The following is a 26,285-nucleotide window of genomic DNA, read 5'->3' on the forward strand; positions in this document are numbered from 1 at the left end:
GTCACCAGGGCGGCCGCTTCTCGTTTCGGGCACGTCGTTTCAGGCTTCGTCGGGCCCGAGCGCCATCCGCACCAGGTCGTCGACGTCGAGGTCGCCCAGCTCGTCGTCCCCGGCATCGGCCGCCGGCGCCGGCGCGCGCCCGCTCAGCTTCAGCAGCGCGTCCAGCAGCCCCGCCTCGCGGAACCGGGCGACCGGGATGGCCGCCAGCGCCGCGCGGATCTCCCCGTCCTCGTCGCCTTCGGGCGCTTCGGAAGCGGTTTCCGGGAACAGCTCCTCGCCGACGTAGCCCGCCAGCGCCGCCGGGGTCGGGTAGTCGAAGATCAGCGTCGCCGGCAGGCGGATCCCGCTCGCCGCGCTGAGCCGGTTGCGCAGTTCCACCGCGGTCAGCGAGTCGAACCCCAGCTCCTTGAACACCCGCTGCGGGTCGACGGTTTCGGTACCGCCGTAACCCAGCACCGCGCCCACCTGCGCGCACACCAGCTCCACCAGCGCTTGCCGCCGGTCCTCGCCGGACGTCCCCGCCAGCCGGTGCCGCAGGTCGACGTCCGTCGCGCCCGCGGCGGCCGTGCGCCGCCGGACGGCGGTCCGGACCACTCCGCGCAGCTGCTCGGGGACGTCCCCCGCGCCCAGCACGCGCGAGTCGACCAGCATCGGCACGAGCACCGCGTCGGGCGCGCCCAGGCCCGCGTCGAACAGCGCGAGGCCCTGGTCCGCCGGCAGCGGCGGCAGCCCGGACCGCGCCATGCGCCGCACGTCGGCCTCGGACAGGCTCGCCGTCATGCCGCCGGTCGGCAGCCACGGACCCCAGGCCAGGGCCAGCGCGGGCAGCCCGGCCGACCGCCGGTGCCGGGCGAGCCCGTCCAGGAAAGCGTTTGCGGCGGCGTAGTTGCCCTGCCCGGGCGCCCCGAGCACGCCCGCCGCCGACGAGAACAGGACGAACGCGGACAGATCGAGGTCCCGCGTCAGCTCGTCCAGGTTCGCCGCCGCGGAAACCTTCGGCCGCAGCACGGCGTCCAGCCGCTCCGGGGTGAGCGCTTCGACGAGCCCGTCGTCGAGCACCCCGGCCGCGTGCACCACGGCGGTCAGCGGGTGTTGTCCGGGCACCTCAGCCAGCACCTTCGCCAGCGCGTCGCGGTCCGCCGCGTCGCACGCGACGACCGAAGCTTCCGCTCCCAGCGAGGACAGCTCGGCTCGCAGTTCTTCGACCCCCTCGGCCGCCGGGCCCCGACGGCTCGCCAGCAGCAGGTGCCGGACGCCGGACCCCGCGAGGTGCCGGGCCAGCAGGCGCCCGAGGCCGCCGGTGCCGCCGGTGATCAGCACGGTGCCTTCCGGGTCGAGCGGCGCGGGCACGGTCAGCACGACTTTGCCCACGTGCTTGGCCTGGCTGACGTGCCGGAACGCGGCGGGCGCGCGCCGGACGTCCCAGGTGGTGACCGGCAGCGGCGCCAGCACCCCCGCGTCGAACCACTCCAGCAGCCGGTCGAACAGCTCGCGGATCCGGTCGTACCCGGCCTCGACCAGGTCGAACGCCTGGTACCGGACGCCCGGGTGGTCGGCCGCGACGAGGTCGGCGTCGCGCACGTCGGTCTTGCCCATCTCCAGGAACCGGCCACCTCGCGGCAGCAGCCGCAGTGACGCGTCCACGAAGTCGCCGGCGAGCGAGTCGAGCACGACGTCGACGCCGCGTCCGCCGGTCGCCGCGCGGAACTCGGCTTCGAAGTCGAGCGTCCGCGACGACGCGATGTGGTCGTCCGCCAGGCCGGAAGCCCGCAGCGTGTCCCACTTGCCGGTGCTCGCGGTGCCGTAGACCTCGGCGCCGAGCAGCCGCGCGAGCTGCACCGCGGCCATGCCGACGCCGCCCGCCGCCGCGTGCACCAGGACGGTCTCGCCGGGCCGCAGGTCACCCAGATCGGTCAGGGCGTAGAGCGCGGTCAGGAACACCACCGGCACCGAAGCGCCTTGCGCGAACGACATCCCGGCGGGCAGCCGGGCGAGCATCCGCTCGTCGACCTCGGCCACCGGTCCGAACGCGCCCCCGAACATGCCCATGACGCGGTCGCCCGGTGCGAACCGGGTGACGCCTTCGCCGACGGCCGTGACGACTCCGGCGCCCTCCAGCCCCGGAGAGGTGGCCGGGCCCGGGTACATCCCGAGCGTGTTGAGCACGTCCCGGAAGTTCACGCCGGCGGCGCGCACCGAGATCCGCACCGCGCCCGGCGCGACCGGCTCGGCGAACTCGGGGCAGGGCACGACGGTCAGCCCGTCGAGCGTGCCGCGGTCGGCGATGTCGAGCCGCCAGTCCCCGGCGGGGACGGTGAGCGCGTCGGTCTCCTTCGCCAGCCGCGCCACCCGGACCACGCCCGAACGGACCGCGACCTGGTTCTCCCCCGCGGCCAAGGCCTCGGCGACTTCCGCGGAGCCGTCGGAGTCGACCAGGGCGAACCGGCCCGGGTGCTCCGACTGCGCCGAGCGCACCAGGCCCCAGACCGCGGCGAGCGCGGGATCGGGCCGTCCGTCGCCGTCTTCGGTGACGACCGCGCCGGAAGTCAGCAGCGCGAGCTTCGCCGCGGCGAAGCGATCCTCCGCGAGCCACGTTTGGACGAGAGCCAGTGCATCGTGCGTCGCCTCCCGCACCGGCCGCGTCGCGAAGGGCAGCACGACGACGTCCGGGACGTCGGTGACTTCGGCGAGCGAATCGACGATCGCCCACGACGGGTTCACCGCGTCGCCGTCGTGGACGGGCCAGGTGAGCCGGTACAGCGCGTCCGGCCGGGCCGCGAGCTGGTCCGGCGAGAACTCCCGCAGGACCAGGGAATCCACGGTCGCGACGGCGTGCCCGGCGGAGTCGGCGATCGCGATCGCCAGCGATTCCGCGCCGGTCTTGGTGAGCCGCACCCGCAGGCCGCGCGCACCCTCGGCGTGCAGGGAAACGCCGCGCCAGGAGAACGGCAACCGCCCGTTCGGGGCGGGCGCGAACGGCAGGAACGCCGCCGCGTGCAGCACCGCGTCGAGCAGTGCGGGGTGCAGGCCGAACGCCCCTTCGGCATCCTCGGGCAACTCGACCTCGGCGTAGACGTCCTCGCCGTGCCGCCAGGCTCGCCGCAGGCCCTGGAACACGGGCCCGTAGCCGAACCCGCTCTCCGCGAGCCGGTCGTAGAGTCCCTCCGTATCAAGGGTTTCCGCGCCCGGCGGCGGCCACTCGGCGAGGCCTTCGCCGCGCGCGGGAAGCCCCGGCGTCAGCACGCCGCTCGCGTGCAGCGTCCACGGGCTGCCGGGAGCCGCGTCCTCGGGACACGAGTGGATGGTCAGCGGGCAGGCCCCCGACTCGTCCGGCGCGCCGGTCAGGACCTGGAGCCGGACGCCCCCGGTCGCGGGCAGCACCAGCGGCGCCCCGAGCGTCAGCTCCTCGAGCTGCGTGCGGCCGGCGCGGTCACCCGCGTCGACGGCGAGCTCGACGAACGCCGTCCCGGGGAACAGCACCGAACCGCCGATGCCGTGGTCGGCGAGCCACGGGTGCGTCCGCAGGGAAAGCCGTCCGGTGCCGAGGAAGCCGGCGGCCCCGGCCAGCTCGGCGGTCGCGCCGAGGAACGGATGGGGGGTGGCCGCGAGTCCCGCCGTCGCGACGTCACCGGCGCGTCCGGGCGTCCCGGGCCAGAACCGCCGGCGCTGGAAGGGGTAAGTGGGCAGCTCGACCCGGCCGCGGCCGGGGTGCAGCGCGGCCCAGTCCGGGGAGAACCCGTGGGCATGGGCCTCGGCCACCGCGGTCAGCAGGGTCTCGACGTCCGGCCGCTTCCGGCGCTGGGTCGCCGTCACGAACACGGTGTCCTCGACGCAGTCGCCGACCATGGCCGAGAGCACGGCGTCCGGGCCGACCTCGACGAACCGGGTGACACCGCGGGACGCGAGCAGGCTGACGCCATCGGCGAACCGGACCGCGTCGCGCACGTGCCGGACCCAGTGCTCCGGCCCGGTGGCGGTGACGAGCCGGCCGGTGAGGTTCGAGACCAGGCCGATCTTCGGGTCCCGATAGGACAGACCGGCGGCGACCTCGCCGAACCGCGCGAGCATCGGGTCCATCAACGGGGAGTGGAACGCGTGGCTGGTGCGCAGCCGCTTGGTCTCCCGGCCCAGCCGCGTGAAGTGCGCGGCGATGCCGAGAACGTCGTCCTCCACACCGGACACGACGACCGACGCGGGCCCGTTGACGGCGGCGATCCCCGTCGACGCGGTGAGCAGCGGCTGGACCTCGTCCTCGGTCGCCCGCACCGCCACCATGGCGCCGGTCGCGGGCAGTTCCTGCATGAGCCGGCCGCGCGCGGCGACCAGGGTGCAGGCGTCGGCCAAGGTCAGCACGCCCGCCACGTGCGCGGCCGCCAGCTCGCCGATCGAGTGGCCCATGACGAAGTCCGGCGTCAGCCCCCACGACTCCAGCAGGCGGAACAACGCGACCTCGAACGCGAACAGCGCGGGCTGGGTGAACCGGGTCTGGTCGAGCCGCTCGCCGCCCTCGGCGATCACTTCGCGCAAGGGGAGGTCGAACCGCGCGCAGGCCGCGTCGAAGGCGTCGGCGAAGACCGGGAACTCCGCGCACAGCGCGAGCCCCATGCCCGCGCGCTGGGCGCCCTGGCCGGTGAACAGGAACGCGGAGCGGCCCTCGTCGGCGACGCGGCCGCGCACGACGCCGGGGCCTTCCCCGCCCTCGGCCAGCAGCCGCAGGTTCCGCAGCGCGGAATCCCGGTCGGGCGCGAACACCACCGCACGGTGGTCGAACGCCGTGCGGGCGGCCAGGGCGGAACCGATGGCGTCGAAGTCTTCGCCTACCAGGGGAAGCAGCGCGGCGGCCTGCGCCGGCAACGCCGCCTCGGTGTGGCCGGAGAGCGGCCACAGCGGCACGGCCGATTTGTCCACAGTGGACGCGCTGGTGACCGGCGCTTCCTCCAGGACGACGTGCGCGTTGGTCCCGCTGAAGCCGAACGCCGACACGGCGGCCCGGCGCGGGCGGCCGTCGGCGGGCCAGGCGACCGGCTCGGTCAGCAGCCGGACGTCCCCGGCGGCCCAGTCGACCCGCTCCGACGGGACGTCGGCGTGCAGCGTGCGCGGCAGCACCTCGTGGTCGAGCGAGAGCACCATCTTGAGCACCCCGGCGACCCCGGCGGCGGCCTGGGTGTGCCCGAGGTTCGACTTGATCGCGCCGAGCCACAGGGGACGCTCGCGGTCCTGCCCGTAGGTGGCGAGCAGCGCCTGGGCCTCGATCGGGTCACCGAGCCGCGTGCCGGTGCCGTGCGCTTCGACGGCGTCCACATCGGACGGTGCGAGTCCGGCGTCGGCGAGCGCGGCGAGGATGACGCGTTGCTGCGAAGGGCCGTTCGGCGCGGTGAGCCCGTTGCTCGAGCCGTCCTGGTTCACCGCCGACCCGCGCAGCACCGCCAGCACGCGACGGCCGTTGCGCCGGGCGTCGGAAAGCCGTTCCAACAGCAGGATCCCGGCGCCCTCCGACCAGCCGGTGCCGTCGGCGGCGTCGCCGAAGGCTTTGCAGCGGCCGTCCTCGGCCAGCCCGCGGTGCCGGCTGAACTCGACGAACCCGGCGGGCGTGGACATCACGGTGACGCCGCCGGCCAGCGCCAGCGAGCACTCGCCGGACCGCAGTGACTGCGCCGCGAGGTGCAGCGCGACCAGCGAAGACGAGCACGCCGTGTCGACGGTGACGGCCGGGCCTTCGAGCCCGAAGGTGTAGGAGACGCGGCCGGACAGCACGCTGGCCGCGTTGCCGGTGCCGAGGTGCCCGGCGACGTCGTCCGCCGAATCCCGCAGCAGCGACGAGTAGTCCTGGCCGTTGGTCCCGGCGAAGACGCCGGTGCGGCTGCCGCGCAGCGCCGAAGGGTCGATCCCGGCGCGTTCGAAGGCTTCCCAGGACGTTTCCAGCAGCAGCCGCTGCTGCGGGTCCATAGCGACGGCTTCGCGTGGCGAAACCTCGAAGAACTCCGGGTCGAACCCGGCCGCGTCGTCGAGGAAGCCGCCTTCGCGCGTGTAGCAGGTGCCGGGGTGGTCGGGGTCCGGGTGGTAGAGCGTGTCGAGGTCCCAGCCGCGGTCGCCGGGGAACGGCGATATGACGTCCCGCCCGGCTTCGAGGAGTTCCCACAGCTGTTCGGGCGTGCGAACCCCGCCGGGAAAACGGCAGCTCATCGCCACGATCGCGATCGGCTCGTCGCTCGGCCGGGCCGTCGGCTCGGCGGGCGTGAGAGCGGACGCGCCGAGCAGGTGCTCGGCCAGCGCGCGCGGCGTGGGGTGGTCGAACACCAGTGTCGAGGGCAGGGTCAGGCCGGTCTCGCGGCCGAGGGCGTTGCGCAGCTCGACCGCGGTCAGCGAATCGAAACCGAGGTCGGCGAACGGCCGGTCCGCGCGCACGGACGCCGCCGAGTGGCCGAGTACCGCGGCCACCTGGGCGCGGACCAGGTCGAGGGCGGCGGCGGGATCGCCGGTGAGCCGCGTGGCCGGGGCGGGTGGTTCCCCGGCCAGGCCGCCGAGCAGCGGCCGGGTGGTGTCCAGGTCGCCGACGGTGAAGTCGATCGGCACGACCAGCGCGTCGGGACCGGCCAGGGCGCGGTCGAACAGGCGCAGCGCGTCGCGGGCCGGCAGCGGCCGGACGCCGCCCTGGCGCATGCGGGCGACGTCGGCGTCGGTGAGCTGCCCGGTCATCCCGCCGTCTGGCACCCAGGGCCCCCAGGCCAGCGACACCGCGGGCAGGCCCTGCGCGCGGCGGTGCGCGGCGAGCGCGTCGAGGAAGGTGTTGGCCGCCGCGTAGTTGCCCTGCCCGGCGCCGCCGAGCACCCCGGCGGCCGAGGAGAACAGCACGAAGGCGGACAGGCCTTCGGTGAGTTCGTGCAGGTGCCAGGCCGCGTCGAGCTTGGGCCGCAGCACGGCGTCGAGCCGCTCGGGCGTCAGCGAGGCGACGACGCCGTCGTCGAGCACCCCGGCGGCGTGCACCACCGCGTCGAGCGGGCCGACCTCGCCGAGCAACTCCGCGAGGGCTTCCCGGTCGGCGACATCACAGGCGGCGAGGACGACGTCGGCGCCTTCCGCCGCCAGCTCGGCCTGAAGTTCCTGTGCGCCAGGTGAATCCGGTCCCCGACGGCTGGCGAGGACGAGCCGGCGCACGTCGTGCTCGCGCACCAGGTGCCGGGCGAGTTCGCCGCCGAGCGAACCGGCGCCACCGGTGATGAGCACGGTCCCTTCGAGACGGCCGACTTCGTCCGAAGTGGACTCGACGAGCCGCGGAACGGTGACTTCGCCGTCGGCGTAAGTGGCTTCCGGCTCCTCGACGGCGAACGCGGCGGGCAGTTCGGCGGCGTCGGCCAGGACGAACCGGCCGGGGTGTTCGGCCTGCGCGGAGCGGACCAGTCCCCGCACCGCGGCACCGGCGAGCCCCCGGGTGACGAAGACGAGCTTGGAGTTCGCGTAACGGTCGTCGGTCAGCCAGGTCTGCAGCACTTCCAGCGCTTCTCGCGCCAAGCGGTGGGCGGCTTCGACGACGTCGCCTTCGGCCTCGCACCGGAAGTAGACCACCGGCGGGACGTCGGAGCCCAAGGCGTGCCAGTCGACGGCCGAGCTGGTGGCGGTCGCCGGGACCTGCTCGACGCGGTACAGGGCACCGGCCGGCTTGACGGCCCGCTGCCCGTCCAGCCAGTAGCGCTCCCGCTGGAAGGCGTACGTCGGCAGGTCGACGACCTGCGCGCCCCGACCGGCGAACACCGCGGCCCAGTCCGGGCTGAACCCGGCGATGTGCATCCGTCCGACGGCTTCGGTGAAGGTGCGCACCTCGTCCCGGTCCCGGCGCAGCACCGGCACCACGACCGCGCCCGGTACGCAGTCCCCGGCCATCGCGGCGGCCGCGCCGCCGGGTCCGGGTGTCACGAACCGGGTCACGCGGTTGTCGGCGAGCCAGCGCATCCCGTCGTGGAACCGGACGGTGGCGCGGACGTGGTCGACCCAGTACGCGGCGGACGCGACGTCCGACGGCTCGCCGGTCACGTTGGACACGACGGGAATCTTCGGCGCCGCATAGGAAACGGTCTCGGCGACCGCGCGGAACGCGTCCAGGATCGGGTCCATGTGCGGCGAGTGGAAGGCGTGGCTGACCCGCAGCCGCTTAGACCCGGCGAACCGCGCGGCGATCTCCTCGACGGCGTCGACGTCACCGGAGACGACCACGGCCTCGGGCCCGTTGACCGCCGCGAGGGCGACCCGCTCGCCCAGCAGCGGCCGGACCTCGTCCTCGGTGGCCCGCAGGGCGGCCATCGCGCCCGCCTCGGGCACCGACTGCATGAGCCGCGCCCGCGCGGCGACCAGGCGGCACGCGTCGGCCAGCGAGAACACCCCGGCGACGTGCGCCGCGGCCAGCTCACCGATCGAGTGCCCCATGACGAAGTCCGGGGTCAGACCCCACGACTCCAGCAGGCGGAAGAGCGCGACCTCCACGGCGAACAGGGCAGGCTGGGTCACCTCGGTGCGGTCCAGGTCACCGCCCTCGAAGATCAGCTCGCGCAGTCCGGCGAAGCCCGCGCAGACCTCGTCGAAGGCTTCGGCGAAGACGGGGAAGGCCGCGTACAGCTCACGGCCCATGCCCGGCTGCTGCGCTCCCTGGCCGGCGAACACGAAAGCCGTCTTGCCCGGCGTGGTTTCGCCGACGAACGCCAGCTCGGTGAGCCCCTGCTTCAGTTCCTCGGCGGTCTCCGCCAGCACGACGGCCCGGTGCTCGAACGCCGCGCGTGTGGTGGCCAGCGAATAGGCGATGTCGACCGGCCGGTGTCCGTCCACCTGCGACAGAAGCCGGGCGGCCTGCTCACGCAAGGCTTCCGGGCTCTTCGCCGACAACACCGCGGGGACCAGCCCGGCAGGGCCTCCGGGTTCAGCGGGTTCGAGTGCGGGTGCCTGCTCGATGATCGTGTGCGCGTTGGTGCCGCTCACGCCGAACGACGAGACCCCGGCGCGACGCGGCCGCTCGCCCGCCGGCCACGCGACGGGCTCCTGCAGCAGCTCGACCGCGCCCGCGTCCCAGTCCACTTTGGACGACGGATTTTCGGCGTGCAGGGTGCGCGGCAGCAGCTCGTTGCGCAGCGCCATGACCATCTTGATCACGCCGCCGACGCCGGCCGCAGCCTGCGTGTGGCCGAAGTTCGACTTCGCGGAGCCCAGCCACAGCGGCGCCCCACCGGCGCGTTCGCGGCCGTACGTCGCCAGCAGCGCCTGCGCCTCGATCGGGTCGCCCAGCGTGGTCCCGGTGCCGTGGCCCTCGACGACGTCGACGTCCGCGGCGGACAGCCCGGCGTCGGCGAGCGCGGCGCGGATGACGCGCTGCTGCGAAGGCCCGTTCGGCGCGGTGAGCCCGCTGCTCGCGCCGTCGGAGTTGACGGCCGATCCGCGCACCACCGCGAGCACCGGATGGCCGTTGCGCCGGGCGTCGGAAAGCCGTTCCAGCAACAGGAACCCGGCACCCTCGCCCCAGCCCGTGCCGTCGGCGGCGTCGGCGTAGGAGCGGCACCGGCCGTCCGGTGAGAGGCCGCGCTGCCGGCTGAACCCGATGAACGTCACCGGCGTCGACATCACCGCGACGCCACCGGCCAGCGCCAGCGAGCAGTCGCCGCGCCGCAGCGCCTGCGCGGCCCAGTGCAGCGCCACGAGCGACGACGAGCACGCGGTGTCGACGGTGACCGCCGGGCCCTCGAGCCCGAAGGTGTAGGCCACCCGGCCGGAGGCGATGCTCGCGGCACTTCCGTTGCCCACATAGCCTTCGAGGCTCGCGGGCAGGTCGGTCAAGCGCGTCGCGTAGTCGTTGTACATCACCCCGGCGAACACGCCGGTGCTGCTGCCGCGCAGCGACGCCGGGTCGATCCCCCCGCGTTCGAAGGCCTCCCAGGCCGTTTCGAGCAGGAGCCGCTGCTGCGGATCGATCGTCTGCGCCTCGCGCGGGGAGATGCCGAAGAACTCCGGGTCGAACTCGTCCGCGTCGTGCAGGAAGCCGCCTTGACGCGTGTAGCACGTCCCGGCGCGGTCCGGGTCGGGGTCGTAGAGCGCGTCGAGGTCCCAGCCGCGGTTGACGGGGAATCCCGAGATCGCGTCGCGGCCCGAGGCCACGACGTCCCAGAGGTCCTCCGGCGAGCGGACGCCGCCGGGGAACCGGCAGCTCATCCCCACGATCGCGATCGGCTCGTGCTCCCGGTCCTCGGCGTCACGCAGCCGCTCGCGCGTCCGGTACAGGTCCGCGGTGACCTTCTTGAGGTACCCGCGCAGCTTGTCGTCGTCGCTCATGCCCGCTCTCCATGGGTGGCTCGCACGGCGCGTTCGAGCACGTCCGCCGCCCGTTTCGCGCCCCCGGACGCCTTGATGGCCGCCCGCATCCGCGCGACCTCGGCCGCCACGGCGGCGTCGGCGGCGACGGCCAGGACGGCGTCGCGCACGTCGTCCCCGGTCACGTCGTCGAGCAGCGCGCGGCCCAGCCCCAGCCGCTCGACCTGCCGCGCGGTCACCCGCGCCTCCGGGCGCTGCGGCACGGCGACCACGGGGACGCCGTGGCCGAACGCGTCCATCAGGGAGCCCGTCCCGGCCTGGCAGACGACGACGTCGGTGTGCGGGAGGACCGCGCGGTGGTCGAGCCAGGAGTGCAGCTCGACGTTGTCGGGCATGGCCGCCGCGACGTCGTCGCCGACGTGCCCGGCGGTGGTCATCACGACCCGCCAGCCGGTGCCCGCGAACGCCTGCCCGCACGCGGTGAAGAACCCCGGGTTGCTGTTGGACGAGGTGCCCAGCGACACCAGCACGACGGGGACGTCCGCGCCGGGCGCGGCCCAGCTGTCCGCGGCCGCACCGTCGTCGCCGGTCGGGCCGACGAAGACGAACTCGTCGCCGAAGCACTCCGGGCGGAACTGGAAGGCGCGGGGCACGAACACGAGGTTCGCCACGACTTCCCCGCCCCCGGGCGGGAAGTCCGGCGGGGTGTCCAGGCCGAGCTTCCCGAGCAGCGCCGTGACGCGCTCGCCGCAGGCCGCCAGCGCGGGGTGCGCGGGATCCAGCGGCGGGCCTTCGAGCTCGGTTTCGCTGCCGTTGAGGGGAACCTCGTCGTTGCCGCCGAACCCGGCGAACAGCCGGACGACGCCACAGCCGGCGCGCCGCGCGACCAGCCCGCCGACGTCGGTGCTCAGCACGTCTTCGACGACGAGGTCGACCGGGCGGTCCGCGAACTCCGGCCACGCGGTGGCGAGCGGGGCGTAGGCCTCGTCGAGGTAGTGCGCGAGGACCTCGGCGAGGTCGCCGGCGGTGTGGACGTCCGGCATCGACTCCGGGAAGGCGGACGGGTAGGGGACCACTCTCGCGCCGGTCTCCGCGACCACGCCGGCGAAGCGTTCGGCGACGACGTACGTCACGTCGTGCCCGCGCGAAAGCAGCTCGCGCACGACCGGCAGCGTCGGCCGGATGTGCCCGAAGCCCGGAAAACCGAAGAAGGCGACATGCCCGCCGGAGACGTCCACGCCGGTCACCCTAGGTCGGCCGGGAGCGCCCACCGGGTCGTGCACAGGGAATCCAATGAATCGCCTAGTGTCCCCCCGGCGCCGCCGCAAAGACCAGCATTCCTCCTAGTTTCTCCTCGCTACAAATAGGGATGTCCCGTCCGCCGGCCACGCGAGGTGAAAATCCATGGAGCGTCACACTGGAACCGGCTTGCTCCGCAAACCGGACGTGACGTTGCCACACCGGCTCGCCAGGTCCGCCGCCGCCACCGACGGCGTCGCGACGCCGAACGCCGTGGTGGCCAAGTGGATCGAGGACCGCAACCTCGCGCACCGGCACGAGGTGAAGCGGATCGAGTTCGGCGAGCTCCGGCAGTGGGGTTTCGACGCCGGATCCGGGAACCTGCGGCACGAAAGCGGACGCTTCTTCGGTGTCGAGGGGCTGGCGGTCGACACCGACCACGGCCCGGTCACGCACTGGTCGCAGCCGATCATCAACCAGCCGGAAATCGGTATCCTGGGCATCCTCGTCAAGGAGATCGACGGCGTCCTGCACTGCCTGATGCAGGCGAAGTCCGAGCCGGGCAACGTCAACGGCGTCCAGGTCTCGCCGACGGTCCAGGCGACCAAGAGCAACTACACGCGCGTGCACGGCGGCCGGCCGGTCCCCTACCTGGACCACTTCCGCGACCCGGACCCGGAAACCGTGCTGGCCGACGTCCTGCAGTCCGAGCAGGGCTCCTGGTTCTACCGCAAGCGCAACCGGAACATGATCGTCGAGGCCGCGGAGTTCGCCGGCGAGGACGACCTGCCCGACGACTTCCGCTGGCTCACCCTCGGCCAGCTGCACGAGCTGCTCAAGCAGGACAACCTGGTCAACATGGACGCCCGCACGGTGCTGTCCTGCATGCCCGCCGGGCTCGAGGGCCACGAGGCCGACGCCGTGAGCGACCTCGCCGCGGCGGTCGCGCGATCGTCGGCCCAGCCCACCGGCAGCCTGCACACCCGCACCGAGGTGCTCAGCTGGATCACCTCGCGCCAGGCCCAGCACGTCGTGCGCACCAGCCCGCTCCCCCTCGGCGAGGTCGCGAACTGGGTGCGGACCCCGGCCGAGATCTCGCACGAGCTCGGCCTGTTCTTCAGCATCATCGCCGTCGACATCACCACGAACGGACGCGAAGTCGCGCAGTGGACGCAGCCGCTGGTCCGGCCGCACGGCGCGGGTGTGGTGGCCCTGCTGGTGAAACGCGTCGACGGGGTGCTGCACGCGCTGCTCAACGCGCGGGTCGAACCCGGCTACCTCGACGTGGTCGAGCTCGCGCCGACCGTGCAGTGCACCCCCGACAACTACGTGCTCACCCCGCCCGCGGACCGGCCGCCGTTCCTCGACATGGTGCTGGGCAGACGCGACGACCAAGTGCTGTTCTCCGCCCAGCTTTCCGAAGAGGGCGGCCGGTTCCACCACGCGTACAGCGACTACCAGATCATCGAGGTGCCCGCGGACTTCCCGGACGCCGGGCTCGCCGACTTCCGGTGGCTCACCCTGAACCAGCTCAACGAGCTGCTGCGGCACAGCCACTACGTCAACGTGCAGGCCCGCAGCCTGATCGCGTGCCTGCGGGGGCTGCGGTGAGCCGGGCCCTGCGGCTCGGCGCGCTGGGCTGCTCGTCGATCGCCGCGCGGCGCACGCTGCCCGCCGCGGCCGCCGTCGGCGAGCTGGCGCTGACCGCCGTCGCGGCCCGCTCGCCGGAGAAGGCCGCGGAGTTCGCCGGCCGCTTCCACACCGCCGCCATGACCTACGACGAGCTGCTGGACAGCGGCGACGTCGACGCGGTGTACGTCTCCCTGCCGACCAGCCTGCACCACGAGTGGACCAGGAAGGCCTTGCTGGCCGGGAAGCACGTGCTGTGCGAGAAGCCGCTCACGCTCAACCTCGAGCAGGCCGTGGATCTCGCCGAGCTGGCCACGAAGCAGAACCTGGTGCTGCGCGAGAACTTCACGTTCATCCACCACCCCCAGCACACGCGGGTGCGCGACCTGCTCGACGCCGGCCGCCTCGGCGAGCTCCGGACGTTCACCGCGTCGTTCGGGATCCCGCCGCTGCCCGCCGACGACATCCGCTACCAGCCGTCGCTCGGCGGCGGCGCCCTGCTCGACGTCGGGGTGTACCCGCTGCGCGCGGCGCTTTTCCTGCTGGGCCCCGATCTCCGGGTCACCGGCGCCACCCTGCGGTTCGACGAAGGCGGCGTGGACGTCGCCGGGCACGCGCTGCTGACGTCGGCGAGCGGGGTCACCGCGTCCCTCGACTTCGGTTTCCAGCACAGCTACCGCTCGCGGTACGAGCTGTGGGGCAGCGCCGCGTCGCTGTCGCTGGATCGGGCGTTCACCCCGCCGCCGGGGCGGCAACCGGTGCTGCGCATCGAAGAACAGGACCACGTCGAGGAGCTCTGGCTGCCCCCGGCGCACCAGTTCGAGCTGTCGCTGCGCTCGTTCGCCGTCGCCGCGCTGGCCGGGCGGGACGAGTCCGAAGCGGCTTGGCTCTCCTCTTCCGTGGACACCGCGCGGCTCGCGGACGAAGTGTTCTCGAACGCGGCCGGAGTGTCCGACGAGCGGACGGTGACCCGCTGATGGAGATCATCGGAAACGGCTTCATCGCGCACCACACCCGGCAGCACTTCGGCGACCGGTACCCGGACGTCACGCTCATCGCGGCGGGCGTGTCGACCGTGCTCGTCAACGACGTGTCGGCGTTCCAGCGCGAGTCCACCCTCGTCTACGACGTCGTCAACCGCTGCCGGGCCGACGGGCGCACGGTGATCTTCCTGTCGACCGCCTCGACCGGCATGTACGGCGCCGACCAGTCGGTCGGCAGCGAGGGCGGCGCGGTCTTCCCGCTCACGCCCTACGGCCGCCACAAGCTGTGCCTCGAACACGTCTGCGCGCTGTCGGGCGCGCGGTGGCTCGTCCTGCGGCTGTCGCACATCGTCGGGCCGGGACAGTCGTCGCACCAGCTGCTGCCGTCCCTGACCCGCCAGCTGCTCTCGGGTGAGGTCACGCTGCACTCCGGGGTCTCCCGCGACCTGCTCGACGTCGGCGACATGATGCTGATGATCGACTCGCTGCTCGGCCAGGGCATCCGGGACGAGGTCGTCAACGTGGCGTCCGGGCGGTCGGAAGCCATCGAGGACATCGTCGACGGCCTGGAGGAACGCCTCGGCACGCGCGCCGAGCGCAAGCTGGTCGAGATGCCGGCCAAGCGCGGCGACGTGCGGATCGAGAAGCTGCGCGCGCTGGTCACCGGGTTCGACGACTTCGGCATCGGCCCCGGCTACCTGAAGTCGTTGCTGGACCGCAACATCGACGAGCTGGCCGAGAGCGCCCGCCGGCACCTCAAGGCCACGGCCGGCGTCTGACGCTCTCCCGTCCCCTGTGGACGGTCACTTCTCTTCTTCGTTTATGCGGCACGACGTCCGGCGCACCGTACTGGGGGCTGGGCGCACCGGACGTCGTACCTCGCAGGCGGGAGGGGGGAGTGCTCCCGCCGGGTCTTCAGCCGCTACGGCGGCGTGGCATCGATCATCGGTTTCCCCTCCCCTGCGCGCGCGCCGCCCGCGCGGCGCGCTCCCGTGATCAGCTAACCGGTCCAGGCCGTGGTACGGCTAGCGGAAAAGGTCGCTGCCGCTGACAACCTAAGTTGATCGTCTCCGATGAGTAGTCCACGAATGGAGTAGAAAGCATCTTCCGAATTGCGATTCCCGGTGTTCGGGGTGGACACCGACGCATTGCTCCGAATGCCGAGCCTGTACGCGAGGGCAGGCTCGGCGGCCGCTCGTACCCCACCTGACCAGGTGGTCTTGACCATTCCGGCACGGCGTACCTAGCGTTCGGCGACCCCACCCCCGCGGACACGTGTCGCCGCCACGCACGTCGCCGCCCTCTCCGAGGAGGCGCCATGTTGTCCAGGCGTACCTTCGTCACCGCCGGTCTCGCGGCCGCGGTGACCAGCGCGCCGTTGTGGTCCGCCGCCACCGCGCCGAAAGCGCGGGCCGCGGCGGCACTGCCGTTGACGCTGAAGAACAATTCCGGCAACGGAACCGTCTACGCCTACGTCAGCGGTGCGGACACCTCCGGCTGGCCCGGCTTCGTGACGGCCGACGGCCAGTTCCACCGCCTGACCAACCCGTCCTCGCCGGTGACGCCGATCCCGGACTACGCCATCCCGCTGGGCGGCTCGGGCTCCCAGGTCACGGTGACGCTGCACGACTACATCATCGGCGGCCGGGTGTGGTTCTCGGCGGACAAGAAGATCCAGTTCTTCGTCAACCCGGGACCCGGGCTCGTCCAGCCCGGCTTCACCAGCTCCGACCCGAACTGGCAGACGAACTGGACGTTCTGCGAGTTCACCTACAACAGCGCGAACCTCTACGCGAACATCAGCTACGTCGACATGGTGGCGCTGCCGGTGTCGATGGCCACGACGGGAGCGGCCGGCGCGCAGTCGGTCAGCCCGCTGCCGGACGGCGCGCTCGGGGCGATCGCGGACGGGCTGCGCGCCCAGCACACCACCGACGGGGCGCCGTGGGACCGGCTGGTCGTCACCGACGCGTCCGGCAAGGTGGTGCGGGTGCTCGCGCCCGGCCACTCCCCGACCGACTTCGGCGGCTACTGGACGAACTACCTGAACGCCGTCTGGGACCACTACCGCTCGACCCCGCTGACGATCAACGGACAAGGCAGCATCGGCTCCTACACGGGCACGGTCAGCGGCGACGCGATCGTGTTCGCCGGGCTCAACACCAACGGCGTGCCGTTCACCAAGCCGAGCGCGATCGACATCTTCGGCTGCGCGAGCGGGCCGCTGTACAACTCCGGCGGGGACGCGCGCGGCGCGATCGCCGCCCGCCTCGCCGCCGCGCTCAACCGCAGCAGCCTGCTCGTCGGCGGCGGCAACAACCAGCCCGACGGCGTCGCACCCGCCAACTACTACAAGGACGCCACGACGAACCACTACGCGCGGCTGGTCCACCAGCACGCGACGATCGGCTACGCCTTCCCGTACGACGACGTCGGCCCGACGGGCGCCCAGCCGGTCGACGGCCACCTCCAGGACCCGGCGCCGACGTCCTGGACGGTCGCGCTCGGCCCGGGCGCGGGCGGCGGCACGACTCCCCCGCCCGGGGGAACCAGTGCCTACTCGACGATCCAGGCGGAGTCCTTCAGCGCCCAGAGCGGCACGCAGAACGAAGCGTGCAGCGAAGGGGGCACCGACGTCGGCTGGATCGCCGCCGGCGACTGGCTGAAGTACAGCGGCATCGACTTCGGTTCCAGCTCACCGCGCCAGTTCCTGGCCCGCTTGGCCTCCGGCGCGGCCGCCGGGGTGAGCGGCGCGATCCTGGCCCGCCTGGACAGCACGTCGGGCCCGGTCCTCGCAGAGATCGACTTCGCGAACAACGGCGGCTGGCAGAACTGGCAGACGGTACCGGCGAACATCACCGGCGCGGCGACCGGAGTCCACGACGTCTACCTGACGTTCGGGGGCGGCTCGGCGGACTTCGTGAACATCAACTGGTTCACGTTCACGCGATAGCCGCACCGTTCCGGAGGTCTGGCCGCGGTCAAGCGGGGGCGCGGCCAGCCCTCCGGGTCAGCGCGGCCCTTCGCGGCCTGGAGGACGAACGACGTCCCGGCCGGCTCACCCGCGCTGCCGCCGGGACCACACACCGGCGTCCGTGGTGTACCGGACCAGCAGCCGCGCGAACCGGGCGCGGTCCTCCGGCGACCACTCGGCCGTGATGTCTTCGAACGCCGCTCGCTGCTCGGCCGCGAACCGGGCCCGCTCGCCCTCGCCGCGTTCGGTGAGCTCGAGCACCGTGCGGCGGCCGTCGGCCTGGGACGCGGCCCGCCGCAGCAGGCCGTCGGCGATGCAGGCCGCGACCGTCCGGCTGGCCACCGGCTGCGCGACGCCCATCTCGGCCGCCAGCCCTCCGACGGTCATCTCGTCCGGGGCGTCGGCGACCACGTTCAGCACCAGGTTGCGCGACAGGTCGCGGCCCGAGGCCGGGGTGCGCCGGCGCAGCCGCGACAGGGCCGGGCCGATCTGGTCCAGCAGGTGCTCCTCGCCACTCACCCTCCGGATCGTAGTACCTCACGCATTTGCATACCAGTCTTAAACTGCATACCATCAGGTATGTAACTGCGAATCAGGAAGCGAGGCCACCATGGCCGTCACCGCCATCACCGGAGCCCGGGTCTTCGACGGCGAGAAGACACTGGGAGTGCAGAACGTCGTCCTCGACGGCCGGAAGATCCGCCAGGTCGGCGGCGAGGTGCCCGACGGCGCCGAAGTCGTCGACGGCCGGGGCGCGACCCTGCTGCCCGGGCTGATCGACGCGCACGTCCACTCCGCGCCCGGCTCCCAGGCGCTGGCCCTGCGGTTCGGCGTCACCACCGAGCTGGAGATGCAGGGCATGAACACGCGCGAGAACCGGGCGCACCTCACCGAAGACGACACGGTCGCCGACATCCGGTCGTCCGGCTTCGCCATCACCCCGCCCGGCGGCCACCCCAGCGAGCTGATGCCGGAGGGCTTCCGGCCGGCCGGGAACCTGCCGCCGGTCATGCCGCTGATGCCCTTCTCCACCACCCCGGAGCAGGCCGCCGCGTTCGTCCCGCAGCTCCTGGCGCGCGGGTCCGACTACATCAAGTTCATGATCGACGACGGCAGCGTCGAGGGACACCCCGGGCTGCCGATGCTCGACCAGGCCACGCTGGACGCGGGCGTCGCCGAGGCCAAGAAGTACGGCGCCCTCACGGTGGCGCACACGCTGACCCTCGACGCCACCCGGATGGCCGTCGAGGCCGGCATCGACGGCGTCGTCCACGTGTTCATGGACCGGCCGCACACCACCGAGATCGTGGACCTGATCGCCGAGGCGGGGATGTTCGTCGTGCCGTGCGTCTGCCTCGACGCGTCGATGACGGGCATCACCGGCAGCACCCTCGCCGACGACCCCCGCGTCGCCCGCCGCCTGGACGCGAAGTGGGACGAAACCCTGCGCTCCAGCTACGGCCGCTACCCGCAGGGCAAGCTCGAAGACGTCCTGGAGACGGTGGGGGCGCTGGCCGCCGCGGGCGTGGACATCCTGGCCGGCACCGACGCGTCGATGGCGGAGACGTTCTTCGGCGGTCTGGCCCACGGCGCGAGCCTGCACCAGGAACTGCAGTACCTCGTGGCGGCCGGCCTGACGCCCGAGCGGGCCTTGCGCGCCGCGACGGCGACCACGGCCCGCCGCTTCGGCCTCGCCGACCGCGGACGCGTCGCCGAAGGACTCCGCGCCGACCTCCTGCTGGTCGACGGCGACCCGGCGACGACCATCGGCGACACGCTGAACACCCGCGCGATCTGGCGCCGGGGCAGCCGTCTCGAGCAGTCGTGACGCAGCTCGTCCCGGAACGTCACCTCGCCGGTGTGCGGGCGGCGGGCGAACGCTTCACCGTCGCAGAGCGCGCCCGCCGGCACTCGCGGGAATGGCGCCGTGCCCGAACAGGCCGAGCAGCCAGGTGTGGCGGACCGCCTCGCGAGCCTGGTCGTAGGCCTCTTCCGTGGCGAGCCAGATCGCCTGGGTCAGCAGTTCGATCGTCGCGGCGACGACCGTGCGGGCGGTGAACGGCGGCGGGGGCGCCAGGTCCGGTTCGGTGGTGCGCAGCCAGCTCGCCGTCCGGTCGAACACCGCCTCGCCCGCGCGCAGGACTTCTTCCCGCGCTTCGAGGCCGGCGTCGCCGAGCGCGTGGATCTCCAGCAGGACCGCGCGGGCGACCACCGGGCGCCGGCGCACGTAGCCGACCACGAAGTCGCCGCAGGCCGTGACCGCCGCCAGCGGGTTCGGCGCCGCCAGTGCCAGCGCCACGCCCTGGTCGAGGAACTCCGCCGTCACCGTGCGGTAGGCCGCGAGGAACGCCGCTTCTTTGTCGGCGAACTGCTCGTAGAACGACGTGCGGGACACGCCCGCGGCCGCCGTCACGTGGCCGACCGTCGTGGCCGCGTACCCGCGTTCGCCGACGTTGGCCAGCACCGCCTCGACCAGGCGGGCGCGCTGGGCCTCGGCCACCTCTTCGCGGCTCAGGCTGTGCGGGCCCTTGGGCAGCTTGCGGTCCCGGGTCGTCACGCGCGGAACCGTACCGCGCGGACCGGGCCGGCCGGGTGGTCCGGCGCACGGACGGTCCCGTGCGCCGGACCCGCGATCAGGCCGGCTGTTCCGGTGCCAACGAGTTGCCCGCCGGGATCCGCCCGCAGCTCGACGGCGCCGGCTTGCCCGCGAACCGGTCGGCGAGCCAGGCGATCGCCGCCGGCGCCCACGCCGCCGCGCCGCCGACGTGGCTGAGCAAGTCGTACTGCTGGTAGGAGATCGAGCCGTTGCCGGTCGCGCAGTACTGGCGGGCCAGCGCCCGGACGTCACCGGCGACCATCACCCCGTCGCCGCCGCCGATGCCCGGCGGCCCGGCGACCGTGCCTTCGAGGATTCCCGCGTTGCCCTGCGCGATGAAGCCCGGGATCGACGGCGTCGGCGCCGAGCCGATGTTGACCCGGTTGACCGCCGCGACGAACGGCGGCACGGAGTTCGGGTTCGCGTATTCCGGCTTCGCGATCTTCTGCCAGGTCAGTCCGGGGTAGCGGCCCAGCGCGTCGATGATCGACGCGTTCTTCAGCTCCTCCAGCACCTTCAAGCCATACGCGCTCGCGTAGGGCTTCAGGTCGATGTCGTAGCCGCGGGCGACGCCGATCAGCGCCATCGGGATGACACTGGACCAGACCGGGCTGCCGGCGACGTACTTCAGGTTGTGGGCGGGGTCGACGAGTACGCCGCCTTCGGTGAACCCGACGAGGTTCCGGTTGACGTCCGGGGCGTAGCCGGGCGCGAGCGCGGCCGCCCACCCGGTGGCGATGGCGCCGCCCGAATAGCCGAGGAGACCGAACTTCGTGCGGTCGTCCATGCCGGTCGCCGGCGAGCTCGTCGCGGCGCGGATCGAGTCGAGCGTGGTGGCGCCGTACTCCGGCCCCGCCGCGAAGTCGGCGCTCGGCCCCTCGGTGTCGGGTACGACGACGTTGTAGCCCAGCAGGAGCGCCGGGGTGAGCAGCAGCGACTCGCCGTTGGGCAGCAGGCCGCCCAGGGTGACGTCGCCGGCGATCGCCCGCGACGGCGCGTCCGCGGGATCGAGCGAGTCGTAGGCCGACTGGTACGAGACGGCCTTGGTGGTGTCGCCGGTGGTGCTGCGGACCACCGAGGTGACGTTCGCGGTCGGCCGGCCCTGGGCGTCGGTGGTGCGGTAGAGCAGCTGGACGGCCCGCACCGGCGTCGGGATGCCGACGACGTGGTAGCTCAGCGTCCGGGTCTTCAGCACGGTCCCCGGCGCGAACGACGACAGCGGCGCGGCGCCGTCGTAGGAGTAGAAGGAATCGGACGACGGTTGCGCGGCGGCCGTCCCGGCGGGCACGGCGGCGAGGACCAGCGCGAGCGCGGCGGCGAGCGCCGGTACGCGGGCGGGCTTTCGGATCATGACTCCCCTTTGAATCATGAGGCGGAACACCGGACGGCCGGTAACCTACCAGCGAGTAGGTGTGGTGTACAGGCGCGTACATCATCTTCGCCGCAGTTCACCCGGCCGTGGATCAGCCGCCGGAAGCCCCCGGCACGGGCAGCAGAGCCAGTTCCGGCCAGTCGTTCCCGGGCAGGGTCGTCATGAGCACCCGCGGCGTCTCGACGAGCGCGGCCGGCCACTCGCGGCGGATCTTCGGGATGAGCGGCGACCTCAGGTGCGCCTCGACGCCGTCCTCGCGATGGCCCTCCAGGAGGAAGAAGACGTTCGGTTCGTCGACGCTGCGCGCCCACCAGAACCAGAGGTTGCTGTCTTCGGCCCGTGTCGCGCGGGTGAACTCGCCGACGAGATCCAGCCATCGGCCGGCCCACTCTTCGCGCACGGTGAAGCGGATGACGACGACCTGCATCAGCCCGCCCTCCGCCCGGTCCACCGTTCGAGGACGGCCGCCCAGTCGCCGGACCGGACGTCGCCGGCCCAGGCGATGTAGCCGTCCGGGCGCACCAGCAGCCCCGGCCCGGCGTCGGTGCGGTGCACCACCGGCACCGGCGCGGGCACGTGCCCGGCGTCCTTGCCCGCGACCAGGACGAACCCGCCGTGGCGCAACGCTTCCGGCAATCGTCCGTCCCGCAACGGAATCTCCCGTACGGGCGCCCCGGCCAACCGGTGCTCGGACGACGTCCGGCGGTAGCGGATCCCGGTCCCGGTGAACATCCCGGCGGCCTTGCGGGAGAACCGGGTGCTGCGCAGCAACGCGCCGATCAGGTGGGTGCGGAGCATGCGCGCCGGCCACGCCCGCAGCGTCATCATCCGGATCGTGGCGCCGCTCGTGCGCAGCACCAGCTTGCCGACCGGGTGCCGTTCGGCCTGGTAGGTGTCGAGGATCGCCGGGTCGGCGCCGTCGAGGACGGCGGCGAGTTTCCAGCCGAGGTTGGCCGCGTCCTGGATGCCCGTGTTCATGCCCTGCCCGCCCGCGGGCGAGTGGACGTGCGCGGCGTCGCCGGCGAAGAACACGCGACCCGAGCGGTACGCGCCGATCTGCCGTTCGTCACTGCGGAACCGGGAGATCCAGCGGACCTCCCCCATGCCGAAGTCGGTACCCATCGTCCGCCGCAGGATGTCGCGCACCAGCCCGGGCTCCACGCTCGGATCGCCTTCGTGGCGCCGATCCCAGGCGATGACGCGGAACCACCCGTCGCCGAACGGCGCGAGGAACGCGAAGCTGTCCTTGACGGCGTCCACGGTGATGACCGCACCGGGCGGATCGGCGAGCCACGCGTCGGCGAGCACGATCGAATTCAGCAGGACCTTGCCGGGGAAGCTCGTGCCGGTCAGCCGCCGGACGGTGCTGTGCGCGCCGTCGGCGGCCACCACGTAGGACGCCTTCCACGCCGCCTCCCCGGCCGCGGACCGGGCCCGGACGACGACGCCGTCGTCCCGCCGGTCGAGGTGCGTGACCTCGGCGCCGCGCACGATCTGCGCGCCGTGGTCCCGCGCGTACTTCTCGAGCAGCGTGTCCACTTTGAGCTGCGGCGTGACCAGGAGGAACGGGAACCGCGACGGCAGCCGGGTCAGGTCGAGGCCCGCGCTCTTCCACAGGCTCAGGCTGCCCGCCCGGGTGCCCGTGGCGACCAGTTCGTCGGCGAGGCCGCGGGCGTCCAGCACCTCCAGCGTCCGGGCGTGGGTCCCGAACGCCCGGCTGAGCGGCGAGGCCTCCGCGTGCTTCTCGACGACCACGACCGACCGGCCCGCCCGCGCCACCTCCCCGGCCAGCATGCAGCCCGTCGGGCCACCCCCGACCACGACGACGTCCACGGTGTCCATCGGAAACCTCCTAAGTCAACGACGGGTGACTTAGACGGTAGCGGCTGTCGAGAGCGCAAGTCAACAGCCGGTGACTTATGCTGGCGGCATGACCGAGACCCGCCGCCGTTCCGCCCCCGCGACCCGCGCCGCGATCCTCGAGGCCGCCCGGAAGCGCTTCGGCGCCCAGGGTTTCGACCGCGTCCGCCTGCGCGACGTGGCCGCGGACGTCGGCGTGGACCCGGCGATGGTGATCCGCTATTTCGGCACGAAGGAAGGCCTTTTCGCGGCGGCGGCGGAGTTCGCCCTGAACCTGCCCGACCTCACCGACGTCCCGGCCGAGGACCTCGGGCGCGTGCTGATGCCGCGCTTCTTCGACGTCTGGGAGAACGACACGGGGTTCCTGTCGTTGCTGCGCGCGGCAACGACCAGCGAAGCGGCGGCGGCGAAGATGCTGGAGCTGTTCACGAACCAGGTCGCGCCGGCCGTGGCCGCGATCGCCCCGGATCGCGCGGCCGAGCGCGCCGCCCTCCTCGGGTCACAGATCCTCGGCCTGGCCATCTCGCGCTACGTGCTGAAGGTGCCTCCACTGGCGAACATGGGCCGAGACGCGCTGGAAGCGTGGGTCACGCCGGTCATCCGCCACTACCTGAGCGACCCGGGCTCCGCCTGATGTCATCCCTTCGACGACTCAGCACTTGTCATCCTTCCGATGACATGTTAGAAATGTCGTGCGTGTTGACACCAGATCATCGAGCCAGGAGGTGGAACCCCATGTTGATGCGCACCGACCCGTTCCGTGAGCTGGACCGCTTCGCCCAGCAGATGCTCGGCACCGCGACCCCGGGCACCTGGTCCAAGCCGGCGGCGATGCCCATGGACGCCTACCGCGACGGGGAGGAGTTCGTCGTCTGCTTCGACCTGCCCGGCGTCACCCCCGACGCCATCGAGCTCGACATCGAGCGCAACGTCCTGACCGTCAAGGCCGAACGACGGCCCGTTCCCGGCGGCGACGTCCAGATGCAGGTCTCCGAACGGCCCCTCGGCGTGTTCTCCCGCCAGCTGTTCCTCGGCGACACCCTCGACACCGAGCACATCTCCGCCGGCTACGAAGCCGGCGTCCTGACCCTGCGCATCCCGATCGCCGAGAAGGCCAAGCCCCGCCGCATCGACATCGCCGGCACCACCGGCGACCGCAAGGAAATCCGGGCCTGACGAGTCCGCCCGGCGCAGGACCGGGAACCCCGGCCCGGTCCTGCGCCGGCCCACCCGCCACAAAAGCATTGTCCTGGAAGGCATCCGCACCCGTGACCGCATCGCTGCGCATCCCGACCGGCCACCCCGCCCTGACCGCCCTGTGGGACTACCTCGCCGACGTCACCACCGCACTCGGCATCGGCCTCGAATCCTGCACGGTCGACCACGACACCCCGGTCTCCGCCTACGTCGCCCTCGACCAGCACCTGCCCGGCTACCCCGACCGCGACGTCGCCCTGCTGTGGGACGAAGTCCACGGCTGGGCCGCCGCCATCGAAACCGGCTCCGGCGAAGACCTCATCATCGTGCGCTACCTCGGCGGCCCCACGATCACCCCGGCACCCGAGCGCATCGCCCGGTTCGTCACCGCGCTGCGCGAAGACGACCACCGCATCGGCCGGCTCGACCCGCCGTCCCTGCGCACCGCCACCGGCCTCGCCGCCCTCGACACCGCACTGCGCGACCGGAGCACGAGGTGACCTCCGATGCCCTGCCCCTGCCGGTGTCCTTCGCCCTCGCCGTGCGCGGCTACGACCGTGACCAGGTCGACGAGCACCTGGCCGAGCTGAACGAAGAGATCCGGCTGCTGACCCTCGACCGCGACGCCGCCATCGCCGAGGCCGAAACTCTCTTGCGACACCTCGAATCCGCGCGCTCGGAGGCCGACGACCTGCGCGCCCGGCTGAATCGCCTCGTCCGCACCCCCGCCGACCCGGACGCGCTCGGCGAGCGCGTCCGGCTCATGCTCGAACTCGCCCGCGACGAAGCCGACGCCATCGTCTCGACGGCACGCCGGCGCGCCGCGGCCGTGCGGGACCGGGCCGCCGAGGCCGAACGGCGCACGGCGGCCCGCCTGCGTGCGATCGACGACGTCCTGGCCCGCGCCGAGGACGTCCTGGCCGAAGAACCGCGGCGGCCGGCCCTGCACCGAGCCGGGCTCACCGCCGCGTAGCTCCGGAACGTCCCGGGAAGACGACGATGAACGACCCCGCACGCGCCGCGGCCGAAAGGATCTTCGCGGCGGCCGCCGAACTCGGCACCACCCGGCAGGAAGCGGTCCTGGTGACCCGCGCGGTCCACGCGGTCAAGAACGGCCGCCCCACGGACGTCGCGCTCACCGACACCGATCAGCACCGACGACGCAAGCTCGCCCACGTCGTCGGCACCGTCCTGTGGGAGCCCGGTCTCGACGCGACCGCTGTGCTCGAAGCGGTCACCGCCGCCCGCCGGCCGGCCGGCGCCGAACCCGTCATGGCCGGCTGACGTCGACGGCGCGTTCCGCCCGGGCGGCGCATCACTTCATTCGGCGACGCTGCCTTCGACGACACTGCCTTCGACTGCGCTGCCTTCGGCATCGCGCCGCGACCGGTTCTGTTGCTGGGCTTCGTGGAGCTGGTCTTCGAGGGTGACGATGCGGCACGCGGCCTCGATGGCGGTGCCCTGGTCGACCATCTCCCGCACCCGGGCGGCCAGGCGCAGCTGGTGCCGGGAGTAGCGGCGATGCCCGCCGGCGGAACGCTGCGGCGTGATCAGGCCCGCTTCGTCGAGACTGCGCAGAAAGCCTTGCGTGGCGCCGAGCATGTCGGCGGCCCGGCCCATCGTGTAGGCGGGGTAATGCTCATCATCGAACTTGTCGGCTCCGCTGGGCGTGCCGGGTCCTTCTTGGTCAGGAATCATTCCACCTCCGCGCCACAAAGGACCCCGGGTGCCAAGACGGCACCCGGGGTCCTCAAGGGTTGGGTTTCACCATTGTCAACCGGCGCGACCGCCGGCTTCCTGCACCCGCGTCCGGCGCGAAGCCGGATCGTGCGGGGATCGCTTACTCGTGACCGAGCACCACCTCCGAACTCGATGGGACTGCGGCACCCGCGCGGCGATGTGCTGCCGCCGCGGGCGATCCAATGATGGTTCCGTTCCCTTCTTTCCTGGGTTTTTCTCTTGCTGAGCACTGCTACTTCACTTGCCGCGAACGCCACTGCGGGGACCCTTTCACTGATCGGTCCCAGCACGCTGACGCCGCTGGTCACTGCCCGGAGCCCCTTCACCGATCGGCTCCGGCCACCTGACCGGTCCTGCAAAACCGTTACTGCAACTCCCGGCCACCAGCCGAAACCATGTTCCTTGATCGGC

The 26,285-nt window shown here is 72.8% G+C and carries 18 protein-coding genes; 10 read left to right on the forward strand and 8 right to left on the reverse strand.

The window, feature by feature from the left end; all coding sequences use genetic code 11:
• Positions 1–39 precede the first annotated feature (39 nt).
• Together ABZ342_RS24595 and ABZ342_RS24600 are read right to left on the reverse strand one after the other, a co-directional pair.
• On the reverse strand, positions 40–10,305 hold the full coding sequence (locus ABZ342_RS24595) for an SDR family NAD(P)-dependent oxidoreductase (protein ID WP_360477150.1): 10,266 nt from the start codon (positions 10,303–10,305) through the stop codon (positions 40–42).
• Complete coding sequence (locus tag ABZ342_RS24600) at positions 10,302–11,522, reverse strand: macrolide family glycosyltransferase (RefSeq protein WP_360477153.1); 1,221 nt, start codon at positions 11,520–11,522, stop codon at positions 10,302–10,304. The genes ABZ342_RS24595 and ABZ342_RS24600 overlap by 4 nt, the downstream gene beginning before the upstream one ends.
• Positions 11,523–11,688: 166 nt before the next feature.
• Between ABZ342_RS24600 and ABZ342_RS24605 the strand changes: the two genes are divergently transcribed.
• From ABZ342_RS24605 to ABZ342_RS24620, 4 genes are all read left to right on the forward strand, one after another.
• The gene (locus ABZ342_RS24605) at positions 11,689–13,134 is read left to right on the forward strand and encodes an NDP-hexose 2,3-dehydratase family protein (RefSeq protein ID WP_360477156.1); all 1,446 of its coding nucleotides are present in this window, start codon (positions 11,689–11,691) and stop codon (positions 13,132–13,134) included.
• Positions 13,113–14,129, forward strand: a complete 1,017-nt coding sequence (locus tag ABZ342_RS24610; RefSeq protein WP_360477159.1) for a Gfo/Idh/MocA family oxidoreductase — start codon at positions 13,113–13,115, stop codon at positions 14,127–14,129. The genes ABZ342_RS24605 and ABZ342_RS24610 overlap by 22 nt, the downstream gene beginning before the upstream one ends.
• Entirely contained in the window at positions 14,129–14,914 is a 786-nt protein-coding gene (locus ABZ342_RS24615; protein ID WP_155545850.1) for an NAD-dependent epimerase/dehydratase family protein, read from the forward strand. Before ABZ342_RS24610 ends, ABZ342_RS24615 begins: the two co-directional genes overlap by 1 nt.
• A gap of 539 nt (positions 14,915–15,453) precedes the next feature.
• Entirely contained in the window at positions 15,454–17,088 is a 1,635-nt protein-coding gene (locus tag ABZ342_RS24620) for a beta-1,3-glucanase family protein (RefSeq protein WP_360477162.1), read from the forward strand.
• Positions 17,089–17,193: 105 nt separating this feature from the next.
• On the opposite strand, the gene ABZ342_RS24625 is transcribed toward ABZ342_RS24620, so the two are convergent.
• A complete protein-coding gene (locus tag ABZ342_RS24625) occupies positions 17,194–17,628 on the reverse strand; it encodes a MarR family winged helix-turn-helix transcriptional regulator (protein WP_360477165.1) in 435 nt (144 codons plus the stop codon).
• Between the two features lie 91 nt (positions 17,629–17,719).
• Here ABZ342_RS24625 and ABZ342_RS24630 point away from each other — a divergent pair, with 91 nt between their 5' ends.
• On the forward strand, positions 17,720–18,937 hold the full coding sequence (locus ABZ342_RS24630; protein ID WP_360477168.1) for an amidohydrolase family protein: 1,218 nt from the start codon (positions 17,720–17,722) through the stop codon (positions 18,935–18,937).
• A gap of 54 nt (positions 18,938–18,991) precedes the next feature.
• Here ABZ342_RS24630 and ABZ342_RS24635 read toward each other — a convergent pair whose 3' ends face one another.
• The 4 genes from ABZ342_RS24635 to ABZ342_RS24650 form a co-directional block, all read right to left on the reverse strand.
• Complete coding sequence (locus ABZ342_RS24635; RefSeq protein ID WP_360477171.1) at positions 18,992–19,666, reverse strand: TetR/AcrR family transcriptional regulator; 675 nt, start codon at positions 19,664–19,666, stop codon at positions 18,992–18,994.
• 76 nt (positions 19,667–19,742) lie between these two features.
• Positions 19,743–21,056 carry a lipase family protein gene (locus ABZ342_RS24640; protein ID WP_360477174.1) on the reverse strand — a complete coding sequence of 438 codons (1,314 nt, stop codon included), beginning with the start codon at positions 21,054–21,056 and terminating at the stop codon, positions 19,743–19,745.
• 112 nt (positions 21,057–21,168) lie between these two features.
• Positions 21,169–21,528, reverse strand: a complete 360-nt coding sequence (locus tag ABZ342_RS24645; protein WP_230862740.1) for a putative quinol monooxygenase — start codon at positions 21,526–21,528, stop codon at positions 21,169–21,171.
• Positions 21,504–22,919, reverse strand: a complete 1,416-nt coding sequence (locus ABZ342_RS24650) for an FAD-dependent monooxygenase (RefSeq protein WP_360477178.1) — start codon at positions 22,917–22,919, stop codon at positions 21,504–21,506. The genes ABZ342_RS24645 and ABZ342_RS24650 overlap by 25 nt, the downstream gene beginning before the upstream one ends.
• An 88-nt stretch (positions 22,920–23,007) precedes the next feature.
• Between ABZ342_RS24650 and ABZ342_RS24655 the strand changes: the two genes are divergently transcribed.
• From ABZ342_RS24655 to ABZ342_RS24675, 5 genes are all read left to right on the forward strand, one after another.
• Positions 23,008–23,571 (forward strand): TetR family transcriptional regulator, encoded by a 564-nt coding sequence (locus ABZ342_RS24655; protein ID WP_360477181.1) that lies wholly within the window; start codon positions 23,008–23,010, stop codon positions 23,569–23,571.
• Positions 23,572–23,672: 101 nt separating this feature from the next.
• On the forward strand, positions 23,673–24,113 hold the full coding sequence (locus tag ABZ342_RS24660; RefSeq protein WP_360477184.1) for an Hsp20/alpha crystallin family protein: 441 nt from the start codon (positions 23,673–23,675) through the stop codon (positions 24,111–24,113).
• Between the two features lie 92 nt (positions 24,114–24,205).
• Positions 24,206–24,634, forward strand: coding sequence for a DUF6292 family protein (locus ABZ342_RS24665; protein WP_155545842.1), 429 nt, complete (start codon positions 24,206–24,208; stop codon positions 24,632–24,634).
• A complete protein-coding gene (locus ABZ342_RS24670) occupies positions 24,631–25,107 on the forward strand; it encodes a DivIVA domain-containing protein (RefSeq protein WP_360477187.1) in 477 nt (158 codons plus the stop codon). Before ABZ342_RS24665 ends, ABZ342_RS24670 begins: the two co-directional genes overlap by 4 nt.
• Positions 25,108–25,133: 26 nt before the next feature.
• On the forward strand, positions 25,134–25,418 hold the full coding sequence (locus tag ABZ342_RS24675; RefSeq protein WP_360477190.1) for a hypothetical protein: 285 nt from the start codon (positions 25,134–25,136) through the stop codon (positions 25,416–25,418).
• Between the two features lie 36 nt (positions 25,419–25,454).
• Here the strand turns inward: ABZ342_RS24675 and ABZ342_RS24680 are convergent, their stop codons facing one another.
• Positions 25,455–25,832, reverse strand: a complete 378-nt coding sequence (locus tag ABZ342_RS24680) for a helix-turn-helix domain-containing protein (protein WP_155545840.1) — start codon at positions 25,830–25,832, stop codon at positions 25,455–25,457.
• Between the last annotated feature and the right edge of the window lie 453 nt (positions 25,833–26,285).

This window comes from Amycolatopsis sp. NPDC005961 (genome assembly GCF_040629235.1).
In the GTDB taxonomy this organism is placed as follows: Bacteria; Actinomycetota; Actinomycetes; order Mycobacteriales; family Pseudonocardiaceae; genus Amycolatopsis; species Amycolatopsis camponoti.